Source organism: Ochrobactrum sp. C6C9 (assembly GCF_022627935.1).
Classification (GTDB): Bacteria; Pseudomonadota; Alphaproteobacteria; order Rhizobiales; family Rhizobiaceae; genus Brucella; species Brucella teleogrylli.
This window is the reverse complement of sequence record NZ_JABXGB010000013.1, coordinates 36,394-63,171: the sequence shown is the minus strand read 5'-3', so window position 1 is coordinate 63,171 and position 26,778 is coordinate 36,394. Positions and strand designations below refer to the sequence as shown.

The following is a 26,778-nucleotide window of genomic DNA, read 5'->3' as shown; positions in this document are numbered from 1 at the left end:
TTTTGGGACAGGATAGAGACATGCAACTTACCTCGGGCAAACTGGATCGCTTCGGTCGCTTTTCGCGGGCCGCCCTCTTCGCCGCCTCCGTCCTGCCGGTGACTTTTGCAGCCCTGCCCGCCAGCGCTGCCGATTATCCTCAGTCTGCACCAGCCGTCGTCGACAACACCGTCTGCAACCAGCAGAGCGTGCTGCGCTCGGTGGTCTCGCGCTTCGGCTATCAGGTGCGCCACGTTCCCGAACTGCCGCAAGTCGGCATTTCAGCGATGAGCGATGTTCAGCTGACCCGTTATGAGCCGAAGACCAACCCGGCAGAAATCGAACGCACCTATTGCAAGGCCACTGCCGTGTTAAGCGACGGCCAATACCGTTCCGTCTGGTATCTAGTCGAAGAAGGTCAGGGTTTTGCATCGGTCGGTCGCAACGTGGAATTCTGCGTTGAAGGCTTCGACCGCTGGTATGTCTACGACGCGCCAAGCTGCCGCGTCCTCCGCTGACCTGACCGGAGGTTCCATGCTGCGAAGACTGGCGGCTGTCCCAAGCGCTTTGCTTTCGATTGCCCTGATGGCGACGACAATATTGTCGGGTGCAGCTCTTGCTGACGACCAGGACAATGGCGATGTGCCCGGCGATTTCGACTTCTATGTGCTGTCGCTTTCTTGGTCACCGAGCTATTGCGCGTCGGAAGGCCGTCGCGCCAACAAGCAGCAATGCAACAACCAGCGCCCTTTCGGCTTCGTCGCCCATGGTCTCTGGCCCCAAAATGAATGGGGCTATCCGGCCAATTGCCAGCTCGACAATGTGCGCAGCCGCGGCGGTTATGTTCCGCGTCAGATTATTTCCAGCCTCTCGGACATCATGCCGGCCGCTGGATTGATAGGCCATGAATGGCGCAAGCACGGAAGCTGCTCGGGTCTGTCCCAGAGCGATTATTTCGACACGCTGCGCAACGCCTATGAGCAGGTCAATATTCCGCCCAGCCTTCGCAATGTAAGCGGTGACCGCCGGGTTGACCCGATGCTGGTCGAAAAAGCCTTTCTTGCAGCCAATCCGGGCATGAAGGCCAGCGGCATTTCTGTCACCTGCCAGCGCAATTATCTTCAGGAAGTGCGCATCTGCATGACGAAGGATCTCCAATATCGCGCCTGCCAGGAGGTTAATAATAACGCCTGCCGCAGCCGTTCGGTCATGATGCCGGCAACCCAATAATCTTCATTCTCAGGAATCAAATATGACGCAGATTCTCTATTCACCCGCCTCGCCTTACAGCGCGAAGGTGCGCATGGCCGCGCATTATGCAGGCGTCCCTTTTGAAAGCGTGGTCGTGAACACGTCGGCGGAGCCGGAGAACCTCATCAACGCCAATCCACTTGGCAAGATTCCAACCCTTGTTACCGATGACGGCAAGGCGGTGTTCGACAGCCGCGCCATCACCCAATATCTGAACCGCGTTTCCGGCAACAAGCTTTTCCCGCGCAACGCGGAAAAGCGCACCGATGCCGAGCGTTATGAAGCCATTGCCGATGGCCTGGCCGACGTTCTGCTCGCGCATGTCTATGAACGCCGCCTGCGCCCGGAAGATAAAATCCACCAGCCATGGCTGGATCTGCAATGGCGCAAGGCCGAGCGTGCGCTCGACCTGCTCAATGAGGCCCCGCCGCGTCTGGCGGGCAAGCTGCATGCGGGCCATATCGCCGTCGCTGCTGTGCTGGGCTATCTCGCGCTGCGCTTCGATGGCAAATGGGAACGTGGACGTCCGAAGCTGAAGCGCTGGATCAAGCGTTATCAGGAACTGCATCCGGAACTGGCGGCTTTGCTGCCGCAAGGCTAAGTTCTGCGCCAAGCTTTCAAATGCCCCGGATGGCAGCCGCTATCCGGGGCGTTTGTATTTTCAGCGATTATTGATTGCCGTCCAGCGCCTTCAGGATGCGGTAACCGGCCTTGATCCGTGCATCGTTCGGATAATTGCGGTTCGCAAGCATCACAATGCCGATCTTTTTGCCCGGCACAAAGGCCACATAGGCCCCGAAACCACCGGTCGAACCGGTCTTGTTCAGCAGCATGTCGTCCGACGGCTGCAAAGGTGGGTCGAGCTTTTCGATTTTGTGCGATTTCATCGCCATATCGGAGGTGTTGCCGCCAAGCAGCGTTTTCAGACTCACAGGATAGGCGTAACGCTCCCAGCCAAGGCTCTGTGTCATGTCACCGACCTTGTAATGGCCGGTATGCGTGGCCGCTACGGCCTTTTGCATCGGCTGACCAAGCGATGTGCTGTCCATATTCAACTGAACGAAACGGATCAGGTCCGGCGCAGTGGTCTTGATTCCATAAGCCTGCGCGTCGAAGGCGCCGGGAGACACGCGGATCGGCTTGTTGGCTTTCGAATAGCCATAGGCGTAATTCTTCATCTGGCTTTCAGGCACCTGGATGAATGTGTGCTTCAGGCCGAAGGCTGGAATGAGCCTCGTTTCCATCACCTTGTCGAAGGGCTCGCCCATGCTTTGAGCGGCGAGATAACCAAACAGACCGATACTCGGATTTGAATAGCGGCGCTGCGTGCCCGCAGGATAATCCGGCTTCCAATTCTTGAAATAGTAGATCATCGTCTTGTGGTCGGTGACACTGTCTGGAAATTGCAGGGGCAAACCGCCAGCAGTGTAGGTGCCAAGATCAAGCATCGAGACCTTGTCGAAGCTGCTGCCTGCCAGTTTGGGAGCGTATTTCGTCGCCGTGTCCCCCGGTTTAAACGCACCCTCCGCAAGCCCCAACCCGCCGAGCGTCGCGGTAAAGGTTTTGGAGACGGAACCAATCTCGAAGATCGTGTCTTCGGTCACCTTCTGTCCGCTTTCCTTAGAGGCGACGCCATAGCCGAAAAAGTAGGTCTCGCCACCCGCCGTAACGGCGACAGCCATTCCGGGAATCTTGTGTTCGGCCATGACAGGCTTGATCGTTTCATCGACCAGATGCCTGATTTCTTTCTCGCTCGGCGCGTTTGCGGCCTGTACGGAGACACTGGTCAACAGGCTGGCGACGGCAGTTATGCTCAAGGCGGAAACGGTAGTTTTTCTCATGACTTATACGCAATCCTCATTGTGAACCGATTTCCCTGCCGCGTGGGAGACATGCGGAAGGAATCGGTGTTTTCTCATGTGAAATAACGCGCGTTAAACCGGATGCAGGTGAATTGAAATCAAAACCCGTCTATTCGGCACTCTCGATATAAGCGAGCTATACGTCCGAAACAAACGACGTTATCTTGCCTCTGACATTAGAAAAATTTGGGTATAGCGATGGTCCGGCCTCATCTTCCGCTGAATGCACTGCGCGCCTTCGAGGCGTCGGCACGCCATCTCAGCTTCACCAAGGCGGCAATCGAATTATGCGTGACCCAAGCCGCTGTCAGCCATCAGGTGAAAAGCCTCGAAAGCCGCCTCAATGTCACCCTGTTCGAACGCTTGCCGCGCGGATTGCTGCTCACCCATGAAGGTGAAACGCTGCTGCCCACCTTGCGGGAGGCCTTCGATAACATTGCCGGGACGCTGGAACGTTTTGAAGGCGGACATTATCGCGAGGTTCTGCGCGTTGGTGTGGTCGGAACTTTGGCCGTCGGCTGGCTGATCCCTCGCCTGCGCGATTTTCAGACCACGCATCCGTTTATCGATTTGCGGCTTTCGACCAATAATAACCGCGTCGACATCGCCGCTGAGGGACTGGATTTTGCGATTCGGTTCGGGTCCGGGGCGTGGCACGGTGTCGAGGCAACCCGCCTTCTGGAAGCGCCGCTTTCGCCCTTGTGCATTTCGGACATAGCCAGTCAGCTGAAAAACCCGCCTGATCTCGCTCGCCATACGCTGCTTCGGTCCTATCGGGCCGATGAATGGTCGCAATGGTTTGCTGCTGCTGGCGTCACCGGCGACATGCCGCTGCCCAAAAGCATCATGTTCGATTCGTCGCTGGCCATGATGGAAGCTGCAATACAGGGGGCAGGTGTCGCGCTTGCGCCGCCGTCAATGTTCACCCGGCAGCTTCACGCCGAAACAATCGTCCAGCCCTTCCCACAAACGGTGACGATGGGCAGCTACTGGCTGGCCCGACTTCAATCGCGCCCGGAAACGGACGCGATGGCCGCTTTTCGTAAATGGCTGATCGATACCGCACAGCAGGAAGGTTACTAAGCGGCCTGTTTGCCCGAAGAAAAATTCGAGCAACAAAAAACCGGGCAGTTGCCTGCCCGGTTTTCCGTGTTCAATTATCAGATAATTAGAACTTGTAGCCGAGACCGACGCGGATGTCATGGGTGTCGAGCTTGCTACGAACCGATTCGTTGCCGAGATCGTAGGTCTTGTTACCGAACTGGGTGTAGCGGTATTCAACGCGGCCCAGGATGTTTTCGGTCAGCTTGGCTTCCATGCCGGCGCCAGCAGTCCAACCAACGCGGAACTTGCTTTCGTCATCAAAGCCGTTGTCGAGCTTAACCTGCGAACCGGCGATACCACCGGTGATGTATGGCATGATCGGGTTCAGGTCGTAGCCGAGACGTGCACGCAGCGAGCCTTCAAAGCCCTGCTTGACTTCCAGACCGTCCCTGGACTTCTTGGCCCAGGAGTAGCCGGCGTCACCTTCAACACCGTATACGAACTGGTCCTGCTGGAAGTTCCAGCCAGCGTAAGCGCCAGCCTTCCAGTCGTCAGGCTTTACTTCGCCGTAACCATTCGAATTCTTGGCCTTGTTCCAGCCGTAGCCGAGGTACAGACCGGTATAGCCGCCAGCCCAGGTGTTCTGGGGAGCCATTTCGACCGGAGCCGGAACAGGAGGCTGTTCCTGAATGGCGTCAGCTGCAAAGGCAGTCGCAGAGAACGGCAGCAGCGCAGCCGAGGCGATTACGAGAGACTTAAGAGTGCGCATAGCATTCTCCTTACACAAATTACGTTTGACACGGTCCCTTATCGGGCGGGCAGCATGTTGGGAGTTCGAAGTTGCCCATGCCGTGCTGATGGGGAGGAGGTATCGTCGGTAATTGCGGCACGAAATGCCCGCTTCTGTGAAGAAAACCCGACGAGAAAATGGCAAAAATGCGATGTTGCATTCTCGCAACGCCAAGCTTTTGTGACTATATGAGCGGGTGCGGATTGTTGCGGGGCAATCAACTCACTCCCTCGCTACGAGAAGCAACTGATATTGCTCGCATTTTGTCAGTAGCGGACGTATTTCCCGCTATTAATGGATGCAATCTGACGAGCAAAATGGCATGAAAATCACGAGAGAATCTCGATAAGAAAGTGTTTACCGTGTTGAACGAACAGGAAGTCAGCCAGCTTGCAAAATGTCCGGTCCTCGTGACGGGCGGCGCACGGCGCATCGGAAAGGCGATTGTCGAAGACCTCGCAGCCCATGGCTTCCCTGTTGCGATCCACTGCAACCGTTCCATCGAAGAAGGTCAGGCTCTTGCCGACGCCATCATTGCGCGCGGCGGAACGGCCTGCGTCGTTCAGGCCGACCTCTCATCCGAGCAGGATGTGCGCGGCCTTATTGCGCAAGCAGAGCGCCAGATCGGCCCGATCCGCCTGCTCGTCAATAATGCGTCCTTGTTTGAGGATGACCGGGTTGGTGATCTCGACATGGCTTTGTGGGACAAGCATTTTGCGATTCACCTCAAAGCCCCGGTCATGCTTTCCGAAGCAATGGCCAAGGCTCTGCCGGAAGCAGTGGACGGGCTGATCGTCAATGTAATCGACCAGCGCGTCTGGAAGCTCAATCCGAACTTCTTCTCCTATACGCTGTCCAAGACAGCGCTTTGGAATGCAACCCGCACGCTTGCGCAGGCATTGGCCCCGCGCATTCGCGTCAACGCCATTGCGCCGGGTCCGACCTTGCCGAGTGAGCGGCAGCGACCGGGTGATTTTGAACGACAGGTCAGCAAGGTCGCCTTGCAACGTGCGCCAGAATTGCCGGAATTCGGGCGCACAGTGCGTTACTTCTGGGAGAATCGTTCCATTACCGGCCAGATGATCGCGCTTGACGGCGGGCAACATCTGGCATGGGAAACCCCCGACATCGCAGGAATCACTGAATGAGCGGCAACCGCAAAAGCCATGACGATACTGGCTCTAACCTGCCGTCCGACGACGAGCAGGACGTGGCCGGTATTATCATTGGCGATGCGGAAGCCGAAGATGATGAAGACAGCGACGACACCGGTTCCGAAATTGTTGCTGCGCCTTCAATGGCCGATCAGATCCAGTGGGACTCGTCCGATGGACTGCCGGATACGGCAGGTCTCAGCGGTCAGGATATCATCAACGCCTTCGTGAAACGGCTGCCGAACAATCCCGGCGTCTATCGCATGTTCAACAGTGACGGTGACGTGCTTTATGTCGGCAAGGCGCGCAATCTCAAGAAACGCGTTTCCAATTATGCGCGCGGCATAGCCCATTCGAATCGCATCGTCCGGATGATCCGCGAGACGGCGATGATGGAATTTGTCGTCACGCGCACCGAAACCGAAGCGCTGCTGCTCGAAGCCAATCTGATCAAGCGATTGCGCCCGCGCTTCAATGTGCTGATGCGCGACGACAAGTCGTTTCCCTATATTCTGCTGACGGGCGATCATCGCGCGCCGGGTATTTTCAAGCATCGCGGCGCACGCTCTCGCAAGGGCGACTATTTCGGCCCCTTCGCGTCGGCCGGGGCGGTAGGACGCACAATCAACGCGTTGCAACGCGCCTTTCTGCTGCGCACCTGCACCGATTCGGTATTCGAAAGCCGCACGCGCCCCTGTCTGCTTTATCAGATCAAGCGCTGCTCCGGTCCGTGCACGCACGAAATCAGCGATGCCGACTATGCCGAGCTGGTCTCGGAGGCCAAAGCATTCCTGTCCGGCAAGAGCCAGTCGGTGAAAGACCATCTGGCCACCGCCATGCAGGCGGCATCTGCCGATCTCGATTTCGAACATGCGGCAGTCTATCGCGACCGTCTGGCAGCGCTTTCGCATGTCCAGTCACATCAGGGCATCAATCCGCAGACGGTCGAAGAAGCCGATGTGTTCGCCATCCATCAGGAAGGCGGCATGACCTGTATTCAGGTCTTCTTCTTCCGCACCGGCCAGAACTGGGGCAACCGCGCTTATTATCCAAAAGCCGACAGCTCGCTTGGCCCGGCGGAAGTTCTGGGCGCATTCCTGTCGCAGTTCTATGACGACAAACCCTGCCCCCGCCTTGTGCTTCTGTCTGAGGCCGTGGAAGAACAGTCGCTCATCGCCGAGGCGCTTTCCACCCGCGCCGGTCATAAGGTGCAGGTCAATGTGCCCCAGCGTGGCGAGAAGAAGGACCTTGTCGATCACGCCCTGACCAATGCGCGCGAAGCGCTGGGCCGCAGACTTGCCGAAACCTCGTCGCAGGCGCGCCTGCTGCAAGGCATGGCAGAGACATTCGGCCTTGCGCGTACGCCACGCCGCATCGAGGTTTACGACAACTCGCACATCATGGGCACGAACGCCGTCGGTGGCATGATCGTCGCCGGACCGGAAGGGTTCGTCAAAAACCAGTATCGCAAGTTCAATATCCGCTCGACAGATATCACGCCGGGCGATGATTTTGGCATGATGCGCGAAGTGATCGAGCGTCGCTTCTCAAGGCTGGTGAAGGAGCATGGCGCGCCGGATGAAGCACCCGATCCGGAAAGCCCTGAAGTGCCTGAAATAAATGACAGTTTCCCGGCCTGGCCCGATGTGATTCTCATTGACGGTGGACAGGGGCAAGTGGGGGCTGTGCGTCAGATTCTCAACGAGATGGGTATCGCCAATCTGGTCAATGCAATCGGCATCGCCAAGGGCGTGGACCGTGAAGCGGGACGCGAACGGTTTTTCGTGGAGGGTAAGCAGCCTTTCACCCTGCCGCCGCGCGATCCGGTTCTCTATTTCATCCAGCGCATGCGCGATGAGGCACACCGGTTCGCCATCGGCACGCATCGCGCACGGCGCAAGAAAGAAATGGTCAAGAACCCGCTCGATGAAATTGCGGGAATCGGCCCATCGCGCAAACGCGCATTGCTGCATCATTTTGGAACGGCAAAGGCTGTTTCCCGTGCGGCGATGGAAGACCTGATGCAGATCGACGGCATATCGGAGGCAATGGCACGCACCATTCACGATCATTTTCGTGACCGGTGACGCAATTTTGATGCGCTTTTGCGCGCCAGCGTCATAAGGTCCGAGCAGAACACCTGCACAAGAGTTGATTTTATTGGTCATCCCTGTTGATGTGCACAAAATAACGTTACGGCGGAACAATGCAGAACAAACATACCCTCTCCTTGCCCAACATCCTCACATATGGACGGATTGTCGCCGTGCCGCTTGTGGTGTTGTGCTTCTTTGTGGAGGGGCGCCTCGAATCCAGCGACTTCGCGCGCTGGACCGCTCTTGGCCTGTTTATCGTGGCCAGCATCACCGATTTCTTCGACGGCTATCTTGCCCGTATCTGGAAGCAGACCTCGACCATCGGTCGCATGCTTGACCCGATCGCAGACAAGCTTCTCGTATCCGCCATTCTGCTGCTTCTGGCCGCCGATGGCACCATCGCTGGCTGGACGCTCTGGGCGGCGATCATCATCCTGTGTCGCGAAATTCTGGTTTCCGGCCTGCGTGAATATCTGGCGGAACTGAAAGTCAGCGTTCCGGTTTCGCGTCTCGCGAAGTGGAAAACCACAGCGCAAATGGTTGCATTGGCCTTTTTGCTCGCTGGCCCTGCCGGTGATAAAATCATGCCCTATGTAACGGAACTGGGCATTGTCCTGCTGTGGATTTCGGCAATCCTCACGCTTTATACGGGCTGGGATTACTTCAAGGCAGGCCTGAAGCACGTGATGGATTAAGCTCGTGAGCGTTAAAGTCGTCTATTTCGCCTGGGTGCGGGAGAAAATCGGCAAGGATGAGGACCTCATCGTCCTCCCTGCCCCGAAAGTGACGGTCGGCGAACTCATTAGCCAGCTGAAAACCCACGGCGAAGAATATGAAGCCGCTTTCGAACATGGCGACGTTATCCGCGCGGCGATCAATCAGGAACATGCCGAACACCACGAATTCATCCAGGACGGCGACGAGGTAGCACTTTTCCCGCCCATGACGGGTGGCTGAGATGAGCGGGCAACCAATTTGCCCGCTGTTCGTCAGCGTTCGCGAAGATGATTTCGACGCGGCGGCGGAAGTGGAAAAGCTTCGCGACGGGCGCAAGGATATCGGGGCCATAGTCACCTTCACCGGGCTTTGCCGGGACGAAAATGGCCGCCTCTCCGCGCTTGAACTTGAACATTATCCGGGCATGGCCGAAGCCGAGATCAGGCGCATTGCCGAACAGGCGATGGCGCGCTGGCCGCTTCTCGGCATATCCGTCATTCATCGCTATGGGCTCATCAAGCCCGGCGACAATATCGTCCTCGCCGCGACCGCTTCGGCGCATCGCTTCGCCGCCTTCGAGGCCGCCTCTTTCCTGATGGATTTCATGAAGACCGGCGCACCGTTCTGGAAGCGCGAACACCTCGTCAATGGCACAGCGGATGGGTGGGTAGAGGCCAAGGCAGACGACGATTTGAGTCGTCAGCGGTGGCTCAAGTCACGCGATACTTGAGCCGTCCAAACAGTGCGCTGATGTATTTGCTGAAAACTGCGTTTATCTTTAAGTGCGAATTAACTATTTAAACCCCTAAAATAAAGGGTAATTTGGGTCGCATTTACTTGTGCTGCCACAATTTTCACATGAAGATTTCATTACTGTCAGCGGAGTGAATCAGGCTCCCGTCAGATATGGATCGCGAACGGAGCAATGGGCACGGCAACACTGTCACGACGGGGATTCTCCCCGACTGTGCAGGAATAAGGTTTCGGACTTTAAGAATGCGAAAACTACTGAAAAGCACTCTTTCCATTGCGGCGGCTCTTGTGGTCGGTCTTGGCGCGCTTGGTGGCGCCGCCTTGTTCCTCACCACATCCATGCCGACCAGCAGCATTGCTGCGGAAAAGACTGTCAGTGGCAAGGTCATGTATCGTGAGCGCATCGCCCTGCCCCCCGAGGCCAAGCTGACCGTGCAGCTTGCGGATATCTCGCTTGCCGATGCGCCGTCCACAACGATTGCCGAAACTCGCATTGAATCCGCGCAAGGATCGCCGATCCCCTTCGCGATCAATTTCGACACCGATCAGATTCAATCCGGCCACACCTACGCCTTGCAGGCCCGTATCACGGCTGGCGATACGCTCTGGTTCGTCAATGACCAGAATTACACCATCGATCCGGCCAATCCCGGTGCTCCGGTGGAAATGCGCGTCGTCATGGTTCGCAAGAGCGCCGACGAAGCCGTGTCCATCGGTATTGAAGGCAAGGACTGGCTGGCCGAAGACATTCAGGGTGGCGGCGTGATCGACAATGCCCAGACCACACTGACCGTCACCTCCGATGGATCCGTCAGCGGTTCGGGCGGCTGCAATCGTTATTTCAGCAAAGCCACGGTGACGGGCGAGAATATTTCCTTCGCCGAGGTCGGATCGACCTACATGCAGTGTCCACCCGCACTCATGAACCAGGAACGCAAGTTCCTCGACACATTGACCAGAACGCGATCCTACAAGATTGATACGGTAGGCAAGCTCGTCCTTCTCGATCAGGAAGGCAAAGAGATCGCGACACTGGCGCAAAATCTCTGATCTGATTTGAGAAAAGATACAAAAAAGCCGGGCGCGAGCCCGGCTTTTTTCATGCATGCGGATCGGATTAGCCGACGATTTCGGTGCCCGAGAACCAGTAAGCGATTTCTTCGGCAGCGGTTTCTGGAGCGTCGGAACCGTGAACCGAGTTTTCGCCGATCGACAGGGCGAATTCCTTGCGGATCGTGCCAGCGTCTGCATTTGCAGGGTTGGTGGCGCCCATGACTTCGCGGTTCTTGGCGATTGCGTTTTCACCTTCGAGAACCTGAACGATCGTCGGGCCCGAAGACATGAATTCAGTCAGTTCGCCGAAGAAAGGACGATCCTTGTGAACAGCGTAGAAGCCCTGTGCTTCACGCAGGCTCATCCAGACGCGCTTCGAAGCGACAACACGCAGACCAGCTTCTTCAAGCTTGGCGGTGATTGCGCCGGTCAGGTTGCGGCGGGTCGCGTCGGGCTTGATCATGGAGAAGGTACGTTCGATTGCCATTATGACACCTTGTTTGCTGGGAAATTTTAGAAAAGTGAGGCTCTATACCGTCGATAGGCCTGATTGCCAAGAGCTAGCGAGCATCGCAACCCGTTTACCGGCTTGAGACGGCAGAAATTTGAAGGCATAGATAACGCCATTCTGATTCAGGCTGTCAGATAGAGGGGGATTGCATGGAACAGCATTTTCAAATGTTTGCGTGGTACAATCGCTGGGCGAACGAGCTGCTTTATGCCGCCGCTGCCGATCTGAGCGATGAAGAATATCGGCTGGATCTCGGCCTGTTCTTCGGCTCAGTCCATCGCACGCTCAACCATCTTCTGGTTACCGACCGCATCTGGATGAAGCGTTTTACCGGCGAAGGCGACCATCCAAAGCAACTCGACGCCATCATTACCGACAATTTCATCACGCTGCGCGATCTGCGCCATGCCGAGGATGAGCGCATCTGCCGCTATACCGAAGGATTAAACGCCGACAAGCTCGCAGGGCGCTTTACCTACACGACCGTTTCGGACATGCGCACGATGAGCCAGCGACTGGCGCCTTCGCTTGCGCATCTGTTCAATCACCAGACCCACCATCGCGGCCAGATCCATGCGGCCCTGACGCGGCTCGGCACCAGCGCCCCATCGCTTGATCTCTCGCAATTCCAGCGCACGGAAGGCGGTCGCCGCTTCGCCTGATCTATGTTGATACTTGCGGAAACGCCGGAGCCGTGCAAAAGCCTGTCCATGCTTATTCTCGATGACATTTCCGTCCGCATCGCCGGACGCCTTCTGATCGATCATGCCAGCGTGACGCTGCCAGCCGGGTCGAAGACCGGTTTCGTCGGTCGCAACGGCACCGGAAAGTCCACCTTGTTTCGGGTGATCACCGGTGATCTCGCGCCGGAAACCGGCAGCGTATCAGTGCCGAAGAACACCCGCATCGGTCAGGTGGCGCAGGAAGCCCCCGGCACCGAGGAAGCGCTGATCGAAATCGTCATGAAGGCGGACAAGGAGCGCACCGCGCTTCTGGAGGAAGCCGAAACAGCGACCGACCCGCATCGCATCGCAGAAATTCACACGCGGCTTGCCGATATCGACGCCCATTCAGCCGAAGCGCGCGCAGGCGCGATCCTGTCCGGTCTCGGCTTCAACGCGGAAGCGCAACGGCGCCCGGCGTCGGCCTTCTCCGGCGGCTGGCGCATGCGCGTGGCGCTGGCTGCGGTGCTGTTTGCCGAACCGGACCTGCTGCTGCTCGACGAACCGACCAACTATCTCGATCTTGAAGGCGTGCTGTGGCTGGTCGACTATGTGAAGCGTTATCCGCACACAGTCATCATCATCAGCCATGACCGCGATCTTTTGAATTCGGCCACGACCTCGATTATGCATCTTGACCAGAAGAAAATCAGCTTCTGGCGCGGCAATTACGATCAGTTCGAGCGGCAGCGGCATGAAATGCTGGAATTGCAGCAAAAGGCCCATGCCAAGCAGGAAGCGCACCGCAAGCACATGGAATCCTTTGTCGAGCGGTTCCGCGCCAAGGCAACCAAGGCCAAGCAGGCGCAGTCCCGCCTCAAGGCGTTGCAGAGGTTGAAACCGATCGACCTTTATGTCGAGAGCCATGTGCAGCCCTTCAGCTTTCCCGATGCGGAAAAGAAAGCCGCCTCGCCCATCATCGCGCTGGATCACGCTGATGTCGGCTATGTGCCGGGCAAGCCGGTGCTGCGCAATGTGACGCTGCGCATCGACAATGATGACCGCATCGCGCTGCTGGGATCAAACGGCAATGGTAAGTCCACACTGGCCAAGCTGATCGCGGGCCGGTTGAAGCCCGAAAACGGCACGCTGACCATTTCGCCCAATCTGAAGGTGGCCTTCTTCGCGCAGCATCAGTTGGACGATCTGGTGCCGGAAGACAACGCCATCGAGCATGTGCGCAAGCTGATGCCGACCGAGCCCGAAGCAAAGGTTCGCTCGCGCGTGGCGCGGATGGGGCTTTCGACGGAAAAGATGCTGACACCCGCCAAGGATCTTTCCGGCGGCGAGAAGGCGCGTCTTCTGATGGGGCTTGCGACCTTCCACGGTCCAAACCTTTTGATCCTCGATGAACCGACCAACCATCTCGACATCGACAGTCGCGAAGAGCTGGTCCATGCACTCAACGCCTTCAACGGTGCTGTCATCCTGATCGCGCATGACCGGCATCTGATCGAAGCCACGATGGAACGGCTTTGGCTGGTGCGCGAGGGCGGCGTAAAAGCGTTTGAAGGCGATCTCGATGAATATCGCCAGATCGTACTGGCTGACGCCAAGGGCGAACCCGCCACTGACCGTGACGAAGGTCCAAAGGTCAACAAGGCGGAGCAGCGCAAGCTTGCTGCGCAAAAGCGCGAAGCCATGGCCCCCTTGCAGAAAAAGATCAAGGAAACCGAGAGCTTGATGCAGAAACTGCAGAAACAGATTCAAGCTTTCGCCGCTCAGCTGGAAGACCCGGCGCTCTACGAGAAAGAGCCACAAAAGGCCATTCGCATCAACAAGGATATGAGCGATGCGAAATCCGCGCTCGCGAGTGCGGAAGAAAAATGGCTGGAGCTTTCATCGGAATATGAAGAGGCGATGGCGGATTAATCCGCCATTGCTCAACCGATAAATCCAAGAGCGAACACAAGCGCCAGCAGCACCCATCCGACGATGCGCGCCCAGACCGGCAACGGTCTTGGCCCGAAGCGGACTGCCAGAACCGCGAAAATGACGGTCAGGATCGGAAATCCGAAATAGACCGCGACGTATCCGCTCGATCCTTCAAAAGACGAGCCGAAAACGCCAAGCCGCTCAAGCGGAAACAAGGCGATAAATGCCACCACAGCCGACAAAAGAAGCAAAAGCAAACGGTCTGAAATGGTGCGGACAAGCTGCATAGGATCAGCTCTGTCGGCGCAGACGGGTGCGCATCAGGCCATAGACGCCCAGCACACCCAAAACCAGACCGATGGTGGTAAAGGTTTCGTCCGGTGTTTCCGCTCCACGGCGCAGAACCAGATCGGCCTTCGATATTTGCAGGCCGTCCGTATTGCCCTGAACAAGACGAAACGCATATTGGCCGGGGATGACCGGATCAATATCGCCTGCACTCTGGCGCAGCGGCGTTCCGTCCTGCGGGCGGTCCGTATTGACCGAGCTGCTATTCGAAACGAAATCAAGCCCCTGCGACAGAACCGGCTGGCCGTCACGACTGACGGCAAGCGTCAGCGCGGACCGGCGTTCTGCAGGCACATAGCCCGGCAAAGGCGTGGCATCGATGAAGACGCGCACCGGCGCATCACCCGCTTCAAGGCGCACTTGCTGTACCTTGAAGCCGCTCTGCCGGTTTTCCAGCATTGTCCAGCGGCCGATCTCGCTGCCGGTGAAATGGCGCATATACCAAGGGTAGCCCAGGCCAAGCCCGACGCCCGCCACGATCATCGCAACAAAAACCGGACGCATCAGGCTTTCCGCTCCCAGCGGCGATCCGGCGTCTGCTGCCAGTAAGTCAAATCGTGGTTCTCCGCCTTGAAAGCTTTCCATTGCCCGCGCGCAATATCGAGCTGGTCCTGATCGTGACCGTCAAACATCACCACAAGCCGTTCGTAATTGCCGACCTGCTCCAACCCCGCACCTTCCACCAGAAAGCGGACGGTTGCGCCATTGGCATTGTTTTCGGTCGTCGTCAGCAGGACAGGCTGCAGCTCCGGGTTCGGTTCCGCATCGGTGCCGTGGGCAACGAAGGACGTGTCGGAGAAGGTCCATAGCAGATTGTCCAGCGCATCCCGCCTTTCCTCGCTGACGGTCTGCACCGTCACGCGCCAGCCGCGCCCAAGCGATCGCTCGACGAGGCCCGGCAGAGCTTCGTCGAGGGTCGATTCCGTCAGATGGTAGAACAGGATTTCTGCCATGCATGTCCCAGAAATGTCTGCGAAGCGGGGCGGAGAAAATGATTCACATTCCCGCCCCATCTTCTTGTTTCAAAAAGAGTTTAGCTTTCGAAATGATCGCGGACAAGGCGGTCGAGCAGACGCACGCCGTAGCCGGAAGCCCAGGTCTGGCTATATTCGTTTGCTGGTGATCCCATTGCCGTACCTGCCACGTCGAGATGCGCCCACGGTGTTTCGCCGACAAAGCGTTTCAGGAACTGCGCAGCGGTGATCGAGCCGCCATAACGCCCGGCGCTGTTCTTCATATCGGCAAATTTCGAATCGATCATCTTGTCGTATTCGGCGCCAAGCGGCAGACGCCACAGCTTCTCGCCCGTTGCCTGACCGGCATCGTAAAGCTGGTCTGCCAGCTCGTCGTCGTTGGAGAACAGACCCGCATGATACTGGCCGAGCGCAACCATGACCGCGCCGGTCAGCGTGGCCAGATTGATGATGAAACGCGGCTTGAAGCGATCATTGGTGTAGTGCAGCGCATCCGCCAGCACCAGACGGCCTTCCGCATCGGTGTTGATAACCTCGATGGTCTGGCCAGACATGGTGGTGACGATGTCACCTGGACGCTGCGCATTGCCGTCAGGCATGTTTTCCACAAGGCCGATCACACCAATCGCATTGACCTTGGCCTTGCGTCCGGCCAGCGCGCGCATCAGGCCCGTTACGGCTGCCGCGCCACCCATATCGCCCTTCATGTCTTCCATGCCGCCGGCGGGCTTGATCGAAATGCCGCCCGTGTCGAACACGACGCCCTTGCCGACAAATGCGACGGGCTTTTCCTTGCCCTTCGCGCCCTGCCACTCCATGACGACGAGACGCGGCGGGCGCACCGATCCTTGCGCAACCCCGAGAAGCGCGCCCATGCCAAGCTTCTTCATTTCCTTTTCACCGAGAATCTCGATCTTCACACCGAGCTTCTCAAGATTTTCCGCTTCTTCGGCAAACTCCACCGGGCCGAGTACATTGGCCGGCTCGTTGACGAGATTGCGCGCCTGGATGACGCCATCGGAAATGGCTTCAGCCACTTCAAGGGCCTTCTTCGCGCTGTGCGTATCGGCAACGTTGATGGTGATCTTCGCGGCGTGTTTCGGCTCGGCGTTTTCCTCGTTCTTGCGCGTCTTGTAACGGTCGAACTTGTAGGACCGCAGAATCATGCCAAGCGCCACATCGGCAGCTTCGTCGCCCGCAATCGTCGTTTCCGGCAGAGCCAGCGTGACGGTCGCGCGTTCGGACTTGCCGATTCGCGAAAATGCCGCACCGCCGATCTTCAGCCAGTCATCATTGCCAAGCTTGCCCGGCTCGCCAACGCCGACGAGAATAATCTTGTCGATGCCGCCAGCCGTCGTTTCGATTGCTTCAGCAGTCTTGCCCAATGCGCCGGTGAAATCCGAGATTTCAAGGATGCGCGCAATCTTTTCCGCCCCACCGACAGCCTGCGCCGCCTCTTCAGCGAAGCCTCCGCCTTTGGCAACCAGAACGATGGCTGCGCCTTTTTCAGGTGCTTCAAACGCGCTGAAAGAAATCGAAGGACGTTTAGACATGATAACTCCAAACTGATGGCCGATGAACAAATGACACGATTGTGTCGCGACTTTTCATCACTCATGTGAGACGAATATGGCGAAACAGCAAGGGTGCAAGCCCTTCCTTATCAGTTTTGCGTTAACTTGGGTGAAGCGCCATCACATGCAATCGATATTCTGGTCACACCCTCGGTCATTCCAACAGCTGTTGCGCAGAAACATGTTGCTTCGGACATTTCAATCCTTTTAACAGACAACAGCTAGCGCCAGCGCTTCGCTTTTAGTAATCTGTTAACTGCGTTTATTCGGGCAATCTTAGCCAAGCGGCATTAGATTAAGTTCATTATTGCGAGTGCCGTTCCAAAATGGTGAATGGGCTCCTTCAACGGAACCGGGATGTAAACTCCACCTATGCGATTGATAGAGTTGTACATCCTGCGCCGCGTGGCGATCATGTTCCTCGCGGTGCTGGGCGCGGCGGTGGGCATTACGTGGACGGTGCAGGTGCTTCAGCGCATCGACTTTCTGACGACCAGCGGACAGACTTTTCAGACGATCATTCAGTTCAGTTCGCTGCTGATCCCGTCCGCCATCCCGCTGGTGATGCCTTTTGCACTGATCATCGCCATCACGCAGACACTTTCGACGATGAACCAGGACTCCGAACTTGTCGTCATCAATGCATCGGGCGCGCCGCGCAGTGCTGTCATGCGCCCGATTCTGATGCTTGCGGCGGTGATTTCCATCGTTTCGTTTCTCGTCGCCAATTATGTCGATCCTTATGCGCGCATGAACATGCGCGCGATGATCGCCAATGCCAGCGCCGACCTCGTCAATCTGATCGTGCAGGAAGGCAGCTTCCGCAAGCTGGCTGACAATCTCTATATTCAGGTGGCCGAGCGCCGTTCCGATGGTAGCATTGGCGGATTGTTCATCGCGGATTCCCGCGATCCGTCGCTCGATCTCATCTATTACGCAGCCGACGGTGGCATCGCCACGACGGAGACCGGCGCCAACATGCTGCTCATGCAGAATGGCGAAGTGCAGCGCCGCAGTGTGTCCGATGGCACGGTTTCGATCATCAAATTCGATTCCTATGCTTTCGACCTCAGCCAGTTTGCCTCTGCCGGCGACGATTATGTGATTTATGCCAAGGACCGTCCGCTATCCTATCTGCTCAATCCGGACCCGAACGATCCGATCCTGCAAACGCGCCCGCTGCGTTATAAGGCGGAACTGCATCGCCGTTTGACGCAATGGCTCTATCCGGTGGTCTTTGCGATGATCGCACTGGCTTTCGCGGGCGATTCCCGCTCGCATCGGGAAGCACGGGTGTCCGCATCGTTTTCGGCCATCAGCACCGCCCTTCTCGTCTATTGGGCCGGATATTTCGCCTCGGATCGCGCCGACAAGGACGCGTCCTATATTGTCGTGATGTATTTCGTGCCGATTGCCGTCATGCTCTTCACCGGCTTTGCGCTGGCGACCGGGCGCAGCATCGGGCTGCCCAACAAGTGGAACGACAGGTTGCTCGACAGCTTCGACCGTCTCCGGAAGTTTGTTTCCGATCTTTATGATCGCGTGACGGGCCGCTTCCGCGGCAATGCGGGAGGTCAGGCATGATCGGTTGGACGCTCGGTCGATACTTCTTCACGCGCTACGTGCAGATCACCTTCTATTTTCTGCTCGGCATTTTCGCGCTTTCGATGCTTCTCGACTTCACCGAGAATGCCAGCAAACTCTCCAATCTGCCTGACTATACGGTGTGGGCGGCGCTTGGCCTTTCCGCCATGCGCGTGCCGTTCATCATGCAGCAGATGATTCCATTCGTGGCGCTGTTTTCCGCAATGGCGACGCTGATTTCGCTTAACCGCAAATATGAGCTGGTCGTCGCGCGTTCGGTTGGTGTCTCGGCCTGGCAATTTCTGCTGCCCGCCTGCTTCGGCGCGCTGCTATTCGGCGTCGCGACGATTCTGGTGCTCAATCCGCTGGCGGCCTATGGCTTCTCCAAGGCTGAGGAAATTGCGGCGACATGGAAAAACGGCAAAGTGACCGATGTTTCCGCGCTGCGCGATCCATGGCTTCGCCAGAAGACCGACGAAGGCGAAACCATCATCGGCGCGAAGAGCATTCTGGATCAGGGCGCGAGGCTGGCCGACGCGACGTTCATCCAGTTCGACAGCCAGAAGAACATCAGCGTGCGTTACGACGCCCGCGTGGCCCAGCTGATGGATGGTCATTGGCAGCTTACCGACGTGACGCGATTCGCGCGCGGCGAAGAGCCCAAGAAAATGGACAGTTTTGCGATCCCCACACAGCTGCGACCCGAATATGTCGAAGAGAAGCTCGCTTCTCCCGATACGATTCCCTTCACCCAACTACGACGCAAGATCGAAGTCGCGCGTTCATTCGGCTATTCAGCAAACGCATTTGACATGCAATACCAGTCACTTCTGGCCTTGCCTGCGCTTCTGATGGCGATGACGCTCATTGCTGCAACAGTGTCCCTGAAATTTGTGCGTTTCGGCCAGTCCGGCGCGATGATTCTGGGTGGCGTTGTCGCTGGCTTCATGCTTTATGTCGTTTCGGTACTGGTCAAAGCATTCGGCAATGCGGGATTCGTCCCGCCGTTTGTAGCTGCCTGGGTTCCTGTGATTATTGCGACATTCTTTGGTGTCTCCTTTTTGTTGCATAAGGAGGATGGTTAGTGGGTTTGAGTAACACCCGCATGGTATTGCCCCAGCTGCTCACGCGCTTCTCGCGCGGGACCGCCTTGGCGTGCGTCCTTGCTTTGCCTTTCATATCTGTCGCAGTCATGCCCTCGCCCGCTTCGGCGCAGGACGCATTGGGAGCCAATTATCAGAGCGATCCGAATGCACGGATGCTTCTGCAGGCGGATGAGCTTGTCTATGATCGCGATGTGAACACCGTCACCGCTCAGGGTCGGGTCAAGATCGAGTATGACGGCAACCGCCTTGTCGCCGATAAGGTGACCTATAACCAGCAGACCCGACGCATGACGGCGACCGGGAATGTGGAAGTTGTCGAACGCGACGGCAACAAGATCTATTCCGATCACATGGATGTCACCGACAGTTTCCGCGACGGCTTCGTCAATGGCCTGCGCGTCGAGACGACGGATAATACGCGTTTTGCCGCCGAAAGTGCTGAACGCAGCAACGGCGAAATCACGACATTCAATAACGGCGTCTACACGGCTTGCGAAGCGTGTAAAAAAGACCCCGACAGGCCTGTTCTCTGGCAGATCAAGGCCCGCAAGATCATCTGGAACAGCACCACGAAGACGGTGCGGTTCGAGCGCGGCAAGTTCGAGTTCCTCGGTATTCCGCTGGCCTGGTTCCCGGCGTTTGAAATGGCTGACCCAACGGTCAAGCGCAAGAGCGGCTTCCTGTTCCCGGGCTTTGCCTATAAGGACGATCTCGGTTTCGGCATCAAGAACTCCTATTTCTGGGCTCTTGCTCCGAACTACGACGTGACGCTCTCGTCGACCTATTACACGAAGCAGGGCTTCCTCAACGAAGCCGAGTGGCGTCATCGCCTTGAAAACGGCACCTATAACCTGCGTATCGCAGGCATGCATCAGGCCAAACCCGGTGAGTTTGATGTCGCGACGGTTGATCGCGATGTGGACAACCGCGGCATGGTGTCCTCGAAAGGTGATTTCGAGATCAATTCCCGTTGGCGTTACGGCTGGGACGTCATGGCCCAAAGCGACCGTAATTTCAGCCGCACCTATAATATCGAAGGATATAACGCCGGAACGCAGGTTTCGAAGATTTACCTGACCGGTATCAACAACCGGAATTACTTCGATCTCAATTTCTATCGCTTCAATGTGCAGGAGTCCCTTCTGCCGGGCGATCCAAACGAGATACATTCGAAGCAGCCTTGGGTTTTTCCAAGTCTGGATTATTCCTATACGCTGCCTGAATCTGTTTATGGCGGCGAGTTGAGCATCAACACCAATCTGCAAGCGCTTTATCGCGACAACGATAATGTGACGCCTTTGGGTACTCGCTACCCTCGTGTACCGGGTTTTGGTGGAACAAGTGCTCGTTTAACGAGTGAAGCGGAATGGAAGCGCACCTACATCACGCCATCCGGCCTGGTTATTACGCCATTGCTCGCATTGCGTGCCGATGCAATTGGTGCCAATACGAATCTCGATCTTTCCTCCGCTGGATACACAGACGCCGTCGTACGCTCCGAAGCCCTGCGCGCCATGGCGACTGCGGGCCTCGAATTGCGCTGGCCGATCCTGTTCTCGAGCACCAGTTCAACGCATATCCTCGAACCAATTGCGCAGATCTATGTGCGCAACAATGAGCGTTATGCTGGTGAATTGCCGAACGAAGATGCACAGAGCTTTGTCTTCGACGCGACGAACCTATTCTCGCGCGACAAGTTCTCTGGTTATGACCGCGTTGAAGGCGGCACGCGCGCCAATCTCGGCTTCCGCTATTCCGGCAGCTTCAACAACAGCGATTGGGCGCTCTACGCCTTGGCGGGGCAGTCGTTCCAGCTGGCAGGCCTGAATTCCTATGCAACGAGCGACTTCGTGAATGTCGGTGCGGATTCGGGTCTCGACAGTGCGCGTTCGGACTATGTTGCGATGATCGGCACGTCCAATTCGACCGGTCTGGCGCTGGCTGCACGCGGTCGCTTCGATAAGGACAGCCTGTCGGTACGTCGCGGCGAACTTGAAGTGCAGCAGAGCTGGCAAAAGCTGACGCTGACGGCGCAATATGCTTATATCACCCCTCAGCCAGCCTATGGCTATAATGATTTGCGTCAGGAAGTGAGCGGCACCGCTTCGGCCAAGGTCAATGCGAACTGGCGTGTTTTCGGCTCGGGCACTTACGATCTCGTGTCGAATACCCTCGTCCGTGCATCGTCCGGCCTTGCCTATGATGACGAATGCTTCACTTACATGATGGCATATACGCAGACGCGTAATCCCGGTGAGGACAAGGCTTCGCACGGCATCGGCTTCAACATCTCATTGCGCACGCTCGGCGATATCGGCAGTGGCAACCAGACATTCTAAGATCTATGATCGGAAACATATTCTTATATTTCCGATCATATCTGCTCAAAGCCGTTCCCAGCAAAAAACGGCTTATGTGAAATTTGCGATTTCACTCAGTAAACAATCCCTAATCGTCTTGTAAAATGCGCGAGGGTCATTGTTTCGCCGCACTGGCTCCTCTATACAGACAGCAATATAGTTGGTTTCCGATACTCTTGCGGCTCGATGACAAGCATATCCGGAACCGAATGAGCACATCCGGTGAAGGGTTCCGTTCACCGACCGTAAGGAAATCGGGAAACAAGATGATGTTTGCAAGACCTCTTTTCGCCTCCCTGTTAAGCGCGGCTGTCTGTCTGACGGCGCTCGGCACGGTTGCACTTCCCACCTCGGCTTTTGCCGCTGGGGAAGCTGAGGTCAAGGTTGTCGTTTCCGGCAATGCGATCACCAATGGAGATATTCAGCGCCGGGCAGCTTTTTTGAAGCTGCAGCGCAAGGGTGGCAACACTGCCCAGCTCGCGCGTCAGGAACTGACCGACGAAATGCTGAAGCGCATCGAGATGAAGAGCCGCGGCATCAACGTTTCCGATCAGGAAGTCGATCAGGCCTATGCAGGCTTTGCCTCCCGCAACAAGATGACGCTTGCGCAGTTGAATCAAGTGCTCAATCAGGCTGGTGTTACGCCGGACCATTTCAAGAAATACATCATGGTCCAGATGGGCTGGGGACGCCTTGTCAGCGCTCGTTTTCGTGCCACAGGCATGGTTAGCGAACAGGATGCCGTTCAGCGCATGCTGAAGGACGGCGGCAAGAAGCCTGTTGCGACCGAATATCATCTGCAGCAGGTCATCTTCGTCGTACCGACCTCTAAGCGGTCGCCCGCCCTTCTCGCCAAGCGCCGTCAGGAAGCCAATGCGCTTCGTTCGCGCTTCCAGAGCTGCGACGCGACGCGCCAGCAGGCAAAAGGCATTATCGATGTGACTGTCCGCGATCTTGGGCGCATTATCGAACAGCAGCTGCCGGGTGAATGGTCGAAGGATGTGAAGGCCGCTGGCGTGGGCCGCACGACACCGCCGCATGACACGGAAAAGGGCGTCGAATTCCTCGCCGTCTGCGCCACGCGCCAGCTTTCCGATGACCGCGTCGCACAGCTCGTTTTCTCCATGGAGGGAGCGGACACGCCAGAAGGTCAGGAAAAGAAGGCGGACGCGCTTGCCACCAAATATCTGGATGAGCTGCGCAAGAAAGCCACCATCGTTAATCGCTAACATTCCGGCGACAGCACAGCTGTCGTTCAGGATAAGGCAATGATATGAGCTGGCACGGTATTTTCCGGTTGCCAGCTTTTATTTTTGGAATCAGAAGCATGTGCGCACAGTCTGTTCTTCCGCTCGCGGTTACTATCGGCGACCCATCCGGTGTCGGCCCGGATATCGCGCTGGCCGTCTGGCTCAGACGGGATGAATTGTCCCTGCCCCCTTTTGTGCTGCTGGCCGATCCTGCACAGCTTGAAGCACGCGCGCGGCTTCTCAATCTCGACGTCCAGATCGAAGCGGTCGCAGACGCTGCCGCATCGCGCGAGGTTTTTGCACGCGCTTTGCCCGTCTTGCCGCTCGTGAACAAGCACAGCGAAAGCGCTGGTAAACCACTGACTGACAATGCCGCAGGCACAGTTGAAGCGATTGAGCGCGCTGTCGCGCTTACGCTCGCTGGCGAGACGTCCGCCGTCGTCACCTGCCCGATTGCCAAGAAGCCGCTTTATGAAGCCGGATTCCAGCATCCGGGGCACACCGAATTTCTGGCAGAGCTTGCAAGCCATCACGCTGGCACGACAATCACGCCGGTGATGATGCTCGCCGGGCCGCAATTGCGCGCCGTCCCCGTGACCATTCACATCCCGCTTGTGGAAGTGCCGCGCCAGCTCACGACCGAGAATATTCTCGAAGTGTCGCGCATCACGGCGCATGAACTGCGCGAGCGGTTCGGGATTGCCAAGCCGCGTCTGGCGCTTTCCGGCCTCAACCCGCATGCGGGCGAAGGCGGCGCCATGGGCAAGGAAGACGACGCGATCATTCGCCCCGCAGTGGAACAATTGCAACTGGAGGGCATCGACGTGCGCGGTCCCCTGCCCGCCGATACGATGTTCCACCCTCAAGCGCGTGCGGCATATGATGCAGCCATCTGCATGTATCACGATCAGGCCCTGATACCGGCCAAGGCGCTCGCCTTTGACGAAACCGTCAATGTGACGCTCGGCCTGCCCTTTATTCGCACCTCGCCGGATCATGGCACAGCGTTCGACATTGCAGGTCAGGGCTTAGCGCGACCAGACAGTCTGGTGGCAGCGATCCGGCTTGCGCATGAGCTGGCAAAAAATACAACAGGTTCCAAGGCATGAGCATCGACAATCTGCCCCCCCTTCGCGAAGTCATCGAACGGGATGACCTGATGCCGAAGAAGTCGCTCGGGCAGAATTTTCTGTTCGATCTCAATCTGACTTCCAAGATCGCCCGTCAGGCGGGCGATCTGAAGGACCAGCCAGTTATCGAGGTTGGCCCCGGCCCCGGCGGGTTGACCCGCGCCCTTCTGGCGCAGGGCGCCTACGTGACGGCAATCGAGCGCGACGAACGCTGCCTTGAGGCGCTGGCGGAAATAGAGGCCCATTATCCGGGCCGCTTGCGGATCATCTCCGGCGATGCGCTAGAGCAGGATTTCAAGACACTGTTTCCCGATGGCCCCAAGCCGCGCATCGTGGCCAATCTGCCCTATAATGTCGGCACGCAGCTGCTTTTGAACTGGCTTCTGGTCGAGCCGTGGCCGCCGTTCTATTCCTCCATGACGCTGATGTTCCAGCGCGAAGTGGCAGAACGCATTGTGGCAACACCCGACAGCGATCATTATGGACGCCTCGGCGTGCTGGCAGGCTGGCGGACAAAATCCAGGATCGCGTTCGACGTGCCACCGCAGGCCTTTACACCGCCGCCGAAAGTCATGTCGTCCGTGGTGCACATCGTTCCGCTCGAAAATCCGCTGCCCTGCAATGCGGCGGCACTCGGTCAGGTGACGCAGGCCGCTTTCGGACAAAGGCGCAAGATGCTGCGCCAGAGCCTGAAACCCATCGGCGGTGCGGCCCTTCTGGAAAAGACCGGCATTGACGGCACCCGCCGCGCCGAAACGCTGAGCGTCGAAGAATTCGTCGCTCTGGCGAATGCCTATCGCCCATGACGTGATTTAATGGTGGCCGCCAGCCACCCGGCCCGCCTTTTGACCATTGGCCGGTCGGTCATGCGGTTCGGTCTTGTCCTTGGCGTCTGAGCCGTCTTTCAGAATCGGCAGCGTCATTTCATCGACGATCTGACCGACGTGATCGATTTCCTCGCGGAAACTCGACAACGACGAACCGGAGAGCTTTTCACCAGCATTGAGGCGCGCGGTCAGCGGGTCGACATATTGATCGCCGACTTTCAGCTCATAATAAAGATGCGGACCCGTGGAATAGCCGGTCGAGCCGACATAGGCGATGACTTCGCCCTGCTTGACATGCTGGCCGACGCGCAGTCCTTCCTTGGCCGATGAAAGATGCGCATAGGTGGTGCTGTAACCGCCCTGATGGCGGATACGCACATATTTGCCATAACCCTTCTGGTATGAAATCAGTTCCACGACGCCGTCGCCCGCAGCCACGATCGGCGAACCTATCGGTGCGTCGTAATCGACACCGTTATGATGCTTGCGGACGTGCAGAACCGGGTGGATACGCCAGCCGAAACCATCATTCAGTCGCCCGTTCGGCAAAGGTTTGTGCATCAGATATTTGGTCATCGAGGAGCCATCCTCGTTGAAGTAATCCGTGGCGCCGCCCTTGCCTTCGTGACGGTAGAGGCGCTTGCTTTTACCGTTGGTGGTGAATTCCACAAATACCAGTTCCGGGTCGGTTTCTGCGCTTTTCCTGAAAAGAAGGTCGATCAGATCCGGCGCATTGATGCCCTTCTCCAGCACGACACCGTTCTGTTCCGCAAGCTTCTCGACTTCGCGCACGATTTCTCGTGGAGCGCCCGCCTGAACCAGCCTTGTTTCTATCGAGCCATTGCTGTTTCCCGCCGGAGCCGATGGATGATAGGCGCTCAGCATGGCATCGCGGGACAAACGCGCAAAAAGCCGCTCATTACCGGTCGAATGAAAGACACCGTCATCTGCCCGACCATAAACGGCCTTGTTGGCATTGCCGTGGTTGAAGCGGGCCAGCGAAACATGGGCGGCGGCATCGCTGCCGTCTTTCTTGTCGACCAGCAGTTCCAGATTGTCGCCCGGAAGCAATTCGGTGCGGGCCAGCGCTTCTTCCAATCTCTGACTGTCTTCGGCGGCGATCCCCGCGGCCTGCAAAAGCGCCTCTATTCGTTCCCGCGATTGCGGCGCAACGATGATTTCATGCACATCCGCCTTCTCATGGGCGGCGGGCTTGGCAAGGCTGACATTGACAGGAACGCCACGCTCCAATTCGGACAGCGGTTGCGCCGGTTCGCAACACTTGGCCGCTATTGTTGTTCCATCCATCGTATCGTCAATGGCGGGCCGCCTGGCGTCGCGGCCTTTCACATCCAGCACCACATGCTGATAGGTATAAAGCCGCGCATCGCCATCCTCGACGCCTTCCGCAATATCGATGCGGCGCGACACGCGATGGCTTAAATCATTATTCACGGCGGGCACGAGCCGCGCATCTTTGGCTGCGGCGCGATGCCGGCGAACCAAGCTTGTCGGGCTGGCAAAAGCTGGCTGTGCGGCACGACCATGGCGCACAAGCCCGCCGGTCGCGAGTATCATCGCGCCACCGGCAATGACCGTCACGGAGGCCAGCGCCAGACAGAAGCGCATATGCGTATGCAAGGAAAAGCGAACCCAGCGCACCGGCCCAAGGCTACGATGTGATAACGGTTCCGCCTTCATATTTGTGCCAGCAGGTGCAAAGGCGGACCCCAATGGGTTCACCGTCGCAACTGCAAGCTTGCGATGGAAGTATCCTGCCCTCGGGGCCATACCGACAATACTCTAGGTTCTCTGCAA

The 26,778-nt window shown here is 57.4% G+C and carries 26 protein-coding genes; 18 read left to right on the top strand and 8 right to left on the bottom strand.

Annotation, left to right across the window (positions count from 1 at the left end; translation table 11 throughout):
• Positions 1–20: 20 nt before the first annotated feature.
• The 3 genes from HWD97_RS12415 to HWD97_RS12405 are packed head-to-tail and all read left to right on the top strand — an operon-like array spanning position 21 to position 1,831.
• Entirely contained in the window at positions 21–497 is a 477-nt protein-coding gene (locus tag HWD97_RS12415; RefSeq protein WP_109368686.1) for a hypothetical protein, read from the top strand.
• Between the two features lie 16 nt (positions 498–513).
• Positions 514–1,209: a ribonuclease T gene (locus tag HWD97_RS12410; RefSeq protein ID WP_140024819.1), complete on the top strand. Its 696-nt coding sequence runs from the start codon at positions 514–516 to the stop codon at positions 1,207–1,209.
• Between the two features lie 22 nt (positions 1,210–1,231).
• A complete protein-coding gene (locus HWD97_RS12405; RefSeq protein ID WP_140024820.1) occupies positions 1,232–1,831 on the top strand; it encodes a glutathione S-transferase in 600 nt (199 codons plus the stop codon).
• A 67-nt stretch (positions 1,832–1,898) separates the two neighbouring features.
• Here the strand turns inward: HWD97_RS12405 and ampC are convergent, their stop codons facing one another.
• Positions 1,899–3,071 (bottom strand): class C beta-lactamase, encoded by a 1,173-nt coding sequence (ampC, locus tag HWD97_RS12400; protein WP_371835076.1) that lies wholly within the window; start codon positions 3,069–3,071, stop codon positions 1,899–1,901.
• A 219-nt stretch (positions 3,072–3,290) separates the two neighbouring features.
• Between ampC and gcvA the strand changes: the two genes are divergently transcribed.
• Positions 3,291–4,175, top strand: coding sequence for a transcriptional regulator GcvA (gcvA, locus tag HWD97_RS12395; protein WP_339439844.1), 885 nt, complete (start codon positions 3,291–3,293; stop codon positions 4,173–4,175).
• Positions 4,176–4,260: 85 nt separating this feature from the next.
• Here gcvA and omp25 read toward each other — a convergent pair whose 3' ends face one another.
• Positions 4,261–4,905 (bottom strand): outer membrane protein Omp25, encoded by a 645-nt coding sequence (omp25, locus tag HWD97_RS12390; RefSeq protein WP_339439845.1) that lies wholly within the window; start codon positions 4,903–4,905, stop codon positions 4,261–4,263.
• A 374-nt stretch (positions 4,906–5,279) separates the two neighbouring features.
• On the opposite strand from omp25, the gene HWD97_RS12385 reads away from it, so the two are divergent.
• The 6 genes from HWD97_RS12385 (at position 5,280) to HWD97_RS12360 (ending at position 10,696) form a co-directional block, all read left to right on the top strand.
• A complete protein-coding gene (locus HWD97_RS12385) occupies positions 5,280–6,074 on the top strand; it encodes an SDR family oxidoreductase (RefSeq protein ID WP_371830776.1) in 795 nt (264 codons plus the stop codon).
• Positions 6,071–8,167, top strand: a complete 2,097-nt coding sequence (gene uvrC / locus HWD97_RS12380; RefSeq protein WP_339439846.1) for an excinuclease ABC subunit UvrC — start codon at positions 6,071–6,073, stop codon at positions 8,165–8,167. The genes HWD97_RS12385 and uvrC overlap by 4 nt, the downstream gene beginning before the upstream one ends.
• A 119-nt stretch (positions 8,168–8,286) precedes the next feature.
• Positions 8,287–8,871: a CDP-diacylglycerol--glycerol-3-phosphate 3-phosphatidyltransferase gene (pgsA, locus tag HWD97_RS12375; protein ID WP_078340745.1), complete on the top strand. Its 585-nt coding sequence runs from the start codon at positions 8,287–8,289 to the stop codon at positions 8,869–8,871.
• A gap of 4 nt (positions 8,872–8,875) precedes the next feature.
• Complete coding sequence (moaD, locus tag HWD97_RS12370) at positions 8,876–9,133, top strand: molybdopterin converting factor subunit 1 (RefSeq protein ID WP_109368679.1); 258 nt, start codon at positions 8,876–8,878, stop codon at positions 9,131–9,133.
• Between the two features lies 1 nt (position 9,134).
• Positions 9,135–9,623, top strand: a complete 489-nt coding sequence (locus tag HWD97_RS12365) for a molybdenum cofactor biosynthesis protein MoaE (protein WP_109368678.1) — start codon at positions 9,135–9,137, stop codon at positions 9,621–9,623.
• Between the two features lie 266 nt (positions 9,624–9,889).
• Positions 9,890–10,696 carry a YbaY family lipoprotein gene (locus HWD97_RS12360; RefSeq protein ID WP_121535619.1) on the top strand — a complete coding sequence of 269 codons (807 nt, stop codon included), beginning with the start codon at positions 9,890–9,892 and terminating at the stop codon, positions 10,694–10,696.
• 67 nt (positions 10,697–10,763) lie between these two features.
• Here HWD97_RS12360 and ndk read toward each other — a convergent pair whose 3' ends face one another.
• Positions 10,764–11,186: a nucleoside-diphosphate kinase gene (gene ndk / locus HWD97_RS12355; protein ID WP_109368676.1), complete on the bottom strand. Its 423-nt coding sequence runs from the start codon at positions 11,184–11,186 to the stop codon at positions 10,764–10,766.
• Between the two features lie 173 nt (positions 11,187–11,359).
• On the opposite strand from ndk, the gene HWD97_RS12350 reads away from it, so the two are divergent.
• The gene (locus HWD97_RS12350; protein WP_109368675.1) at positions 11,360–11,872 is read left to right on the top strand and encodes a DinB family protein; all 513 of its coding nucleotides are present in this window, start codon (positions 11,360–11,362) and stop codon (positions 11,870–11,872) included.
• A 48-nt stretch (positions 11,873–11,920) separates the two neighbouring features.
• Complete coding sequence (locus tag HWD97_RS12345) at positions 11,921–13,804, top strand: ABC-F family ATP-binding cassette domain-containing protein (protein ID WP_109370200.1); 1,884 nt, start codon at positions 11,921–11,923, stop codon at positions 13,802–13,804.
• Between the two features lie 11 nt (positions 13,805–13,815).
• Here HWD97_RS12345 and HWD97_RS12340 read toward each other — a convergent pair whose 3' ends face one another.
• The 4 genes from HWD97_RS12340 to HWD97_RS12325 form a co-directional block, all read right to left on the bottom strand.
• Positions 13,816–14,094 (bottom strand): hypothetical protein, encoded by a 279-nt coding sequence (locus HWD97_RS12340; protein WP_109368674.1) that lies wholly within the window; start codon positions 14,092–14,094, stop codon positions 13,816–13,818.
• 4 nt (positions 14,095–14,098) lie between these two features.
• A complete protein-coding gene (gene bspB / locus HWD97_RS12335; RefSeq protein WP_109368673.1) occupies positions 14,099–14,659 on the bottom strand; it encodes a type IV secretion system effector BspB in 561 nt (186 codons plus the stop codon).
• Positions 14,659–15,108, bottom strand: coding sequence for a DNA polymerase III subunit chi (locus tag HWD97_RS12330; protein ID WP_109368672.1), 450 nt, complete (start codon positions 15,106–15,108; stop codon positions 14,659–14,661). The genes bspB and HWD97_RS12330 overlap by 1 nt, the downstream gene beginning before the upstream one ends.
• An 80-nt stretch (positions 15,109–15,188) precedes the next feature.
• Positions 15,189–16,682 (bottom strand): leucyl aminopeptidase, encoded by a 1,494-nt coding sequence (locus HWD97_RS12325; protein ID WP_371835075.1) that lies wholly within the window; start codon positions 16,680–16,682, stop codon positions 15,189–15,191.
• Positions 16,683–17,075: 393 nt separating this feature from the next.
• On the opposite strand from HWD97_RS12325, the gene lptF reads away from it, so the two are divergent.
• The 6 genes from lptF to rsmA all read left to right on the top strand — a co-directional run bounded on the left by lptF (position 17,076) and on the right by rsmA (position 24,939).
• The gene (lptF, locus tag HWD97_RS12320; RefSeq protein WP_121535607.1) at positions 17,076–18,287 is read left to right on the top strand and encodes an LPS export ABC transporter permease LptF; all 1,212 of its coding nucleotides are present in this window, start codon (positions 17,076–17,078) and stop codon (positions 18,285–18,287) included.
• Positions 18,284–19,372 (top strand): LPS export ABC transporter permease LptG, encoded by a 1,089-nt coding sequence (lptG, locus tag HWD97_RS12315; protein ID WP_124915599.1) that lies wholly within the window; start codon positions 18,284–18,286, stop codon positions 19,370–19,372. The genes lptF and lptG overlap by 4 nt, the downstream gene beginning before the upstream one ends.
• Before the next feature lie 20 nt (positions 19,373–19,392).
• A complete protein-coding gene (locus HWD97_RS12310; RefSeq protein WP_371835097.1) occupies positions 19,393–21,732 on the top strand; it encodes an LPS-assembly protein LptD in 2,340 nt (779 codons plus the stop codon).
• A gap of 287 nt (positions 21,733–22,019) precedes the next feature.
• Entirely contained in the window at positions 22,020–22,982 is a 963-nt protein-coding gene (locus tag HWD97_RS12305; protein ID WP_124915598.1) for a peptidylprolyl isomerase, read from the top strand.
• Between the two features lie 98 nt (positions 22,983–23,080).
• Complete coding sequence (gene pdxA / locus HWD97_RS12300) at positions 23,081–24,112, top strand: 4-hydroxythreonine-4-phosphate dehydrogenase PdxA (RefSeq protein WP_339439853.1); 1,032 nt, start codon at positions 23,081–23,083, stop codon at positions 24,110–24,112.
• Positions 24,109–24,939 (top strand): 16S rRNA (adenine(1518)-N(6)/adenine(1519)-N(6))-dimethyltransferase RsmA, encoded by an 831-nt coding sequence (rsmA, locus tag HWD97_RS12295; RefSeq protein ID WP_339439854.1) that lies wholly within the window; start codon positions 24,109–24,111, stop codon positions 24,937–24,939. The genes pdxA and rsmA overlap by 4 nt, the downstream gene beginning before the upstream one ends.
• Positions 24,940–24,945: 6 nt before the next feature.
• On the opposite strand, the gene HWD97_RS12290 is transcribed toward rsmA, so the two are convergent.
• Entirely contained in the window at positions 24,946–26,751 is a 1,806-nt protein-coding gene (locus HWD97_RS12290) for a M23 family metallopeptidase (RefSeq protein WP_371835074.1), read from the bottom strand.
• Positions 26,752–26,778 lie beyond the last annotated feature (27 nt).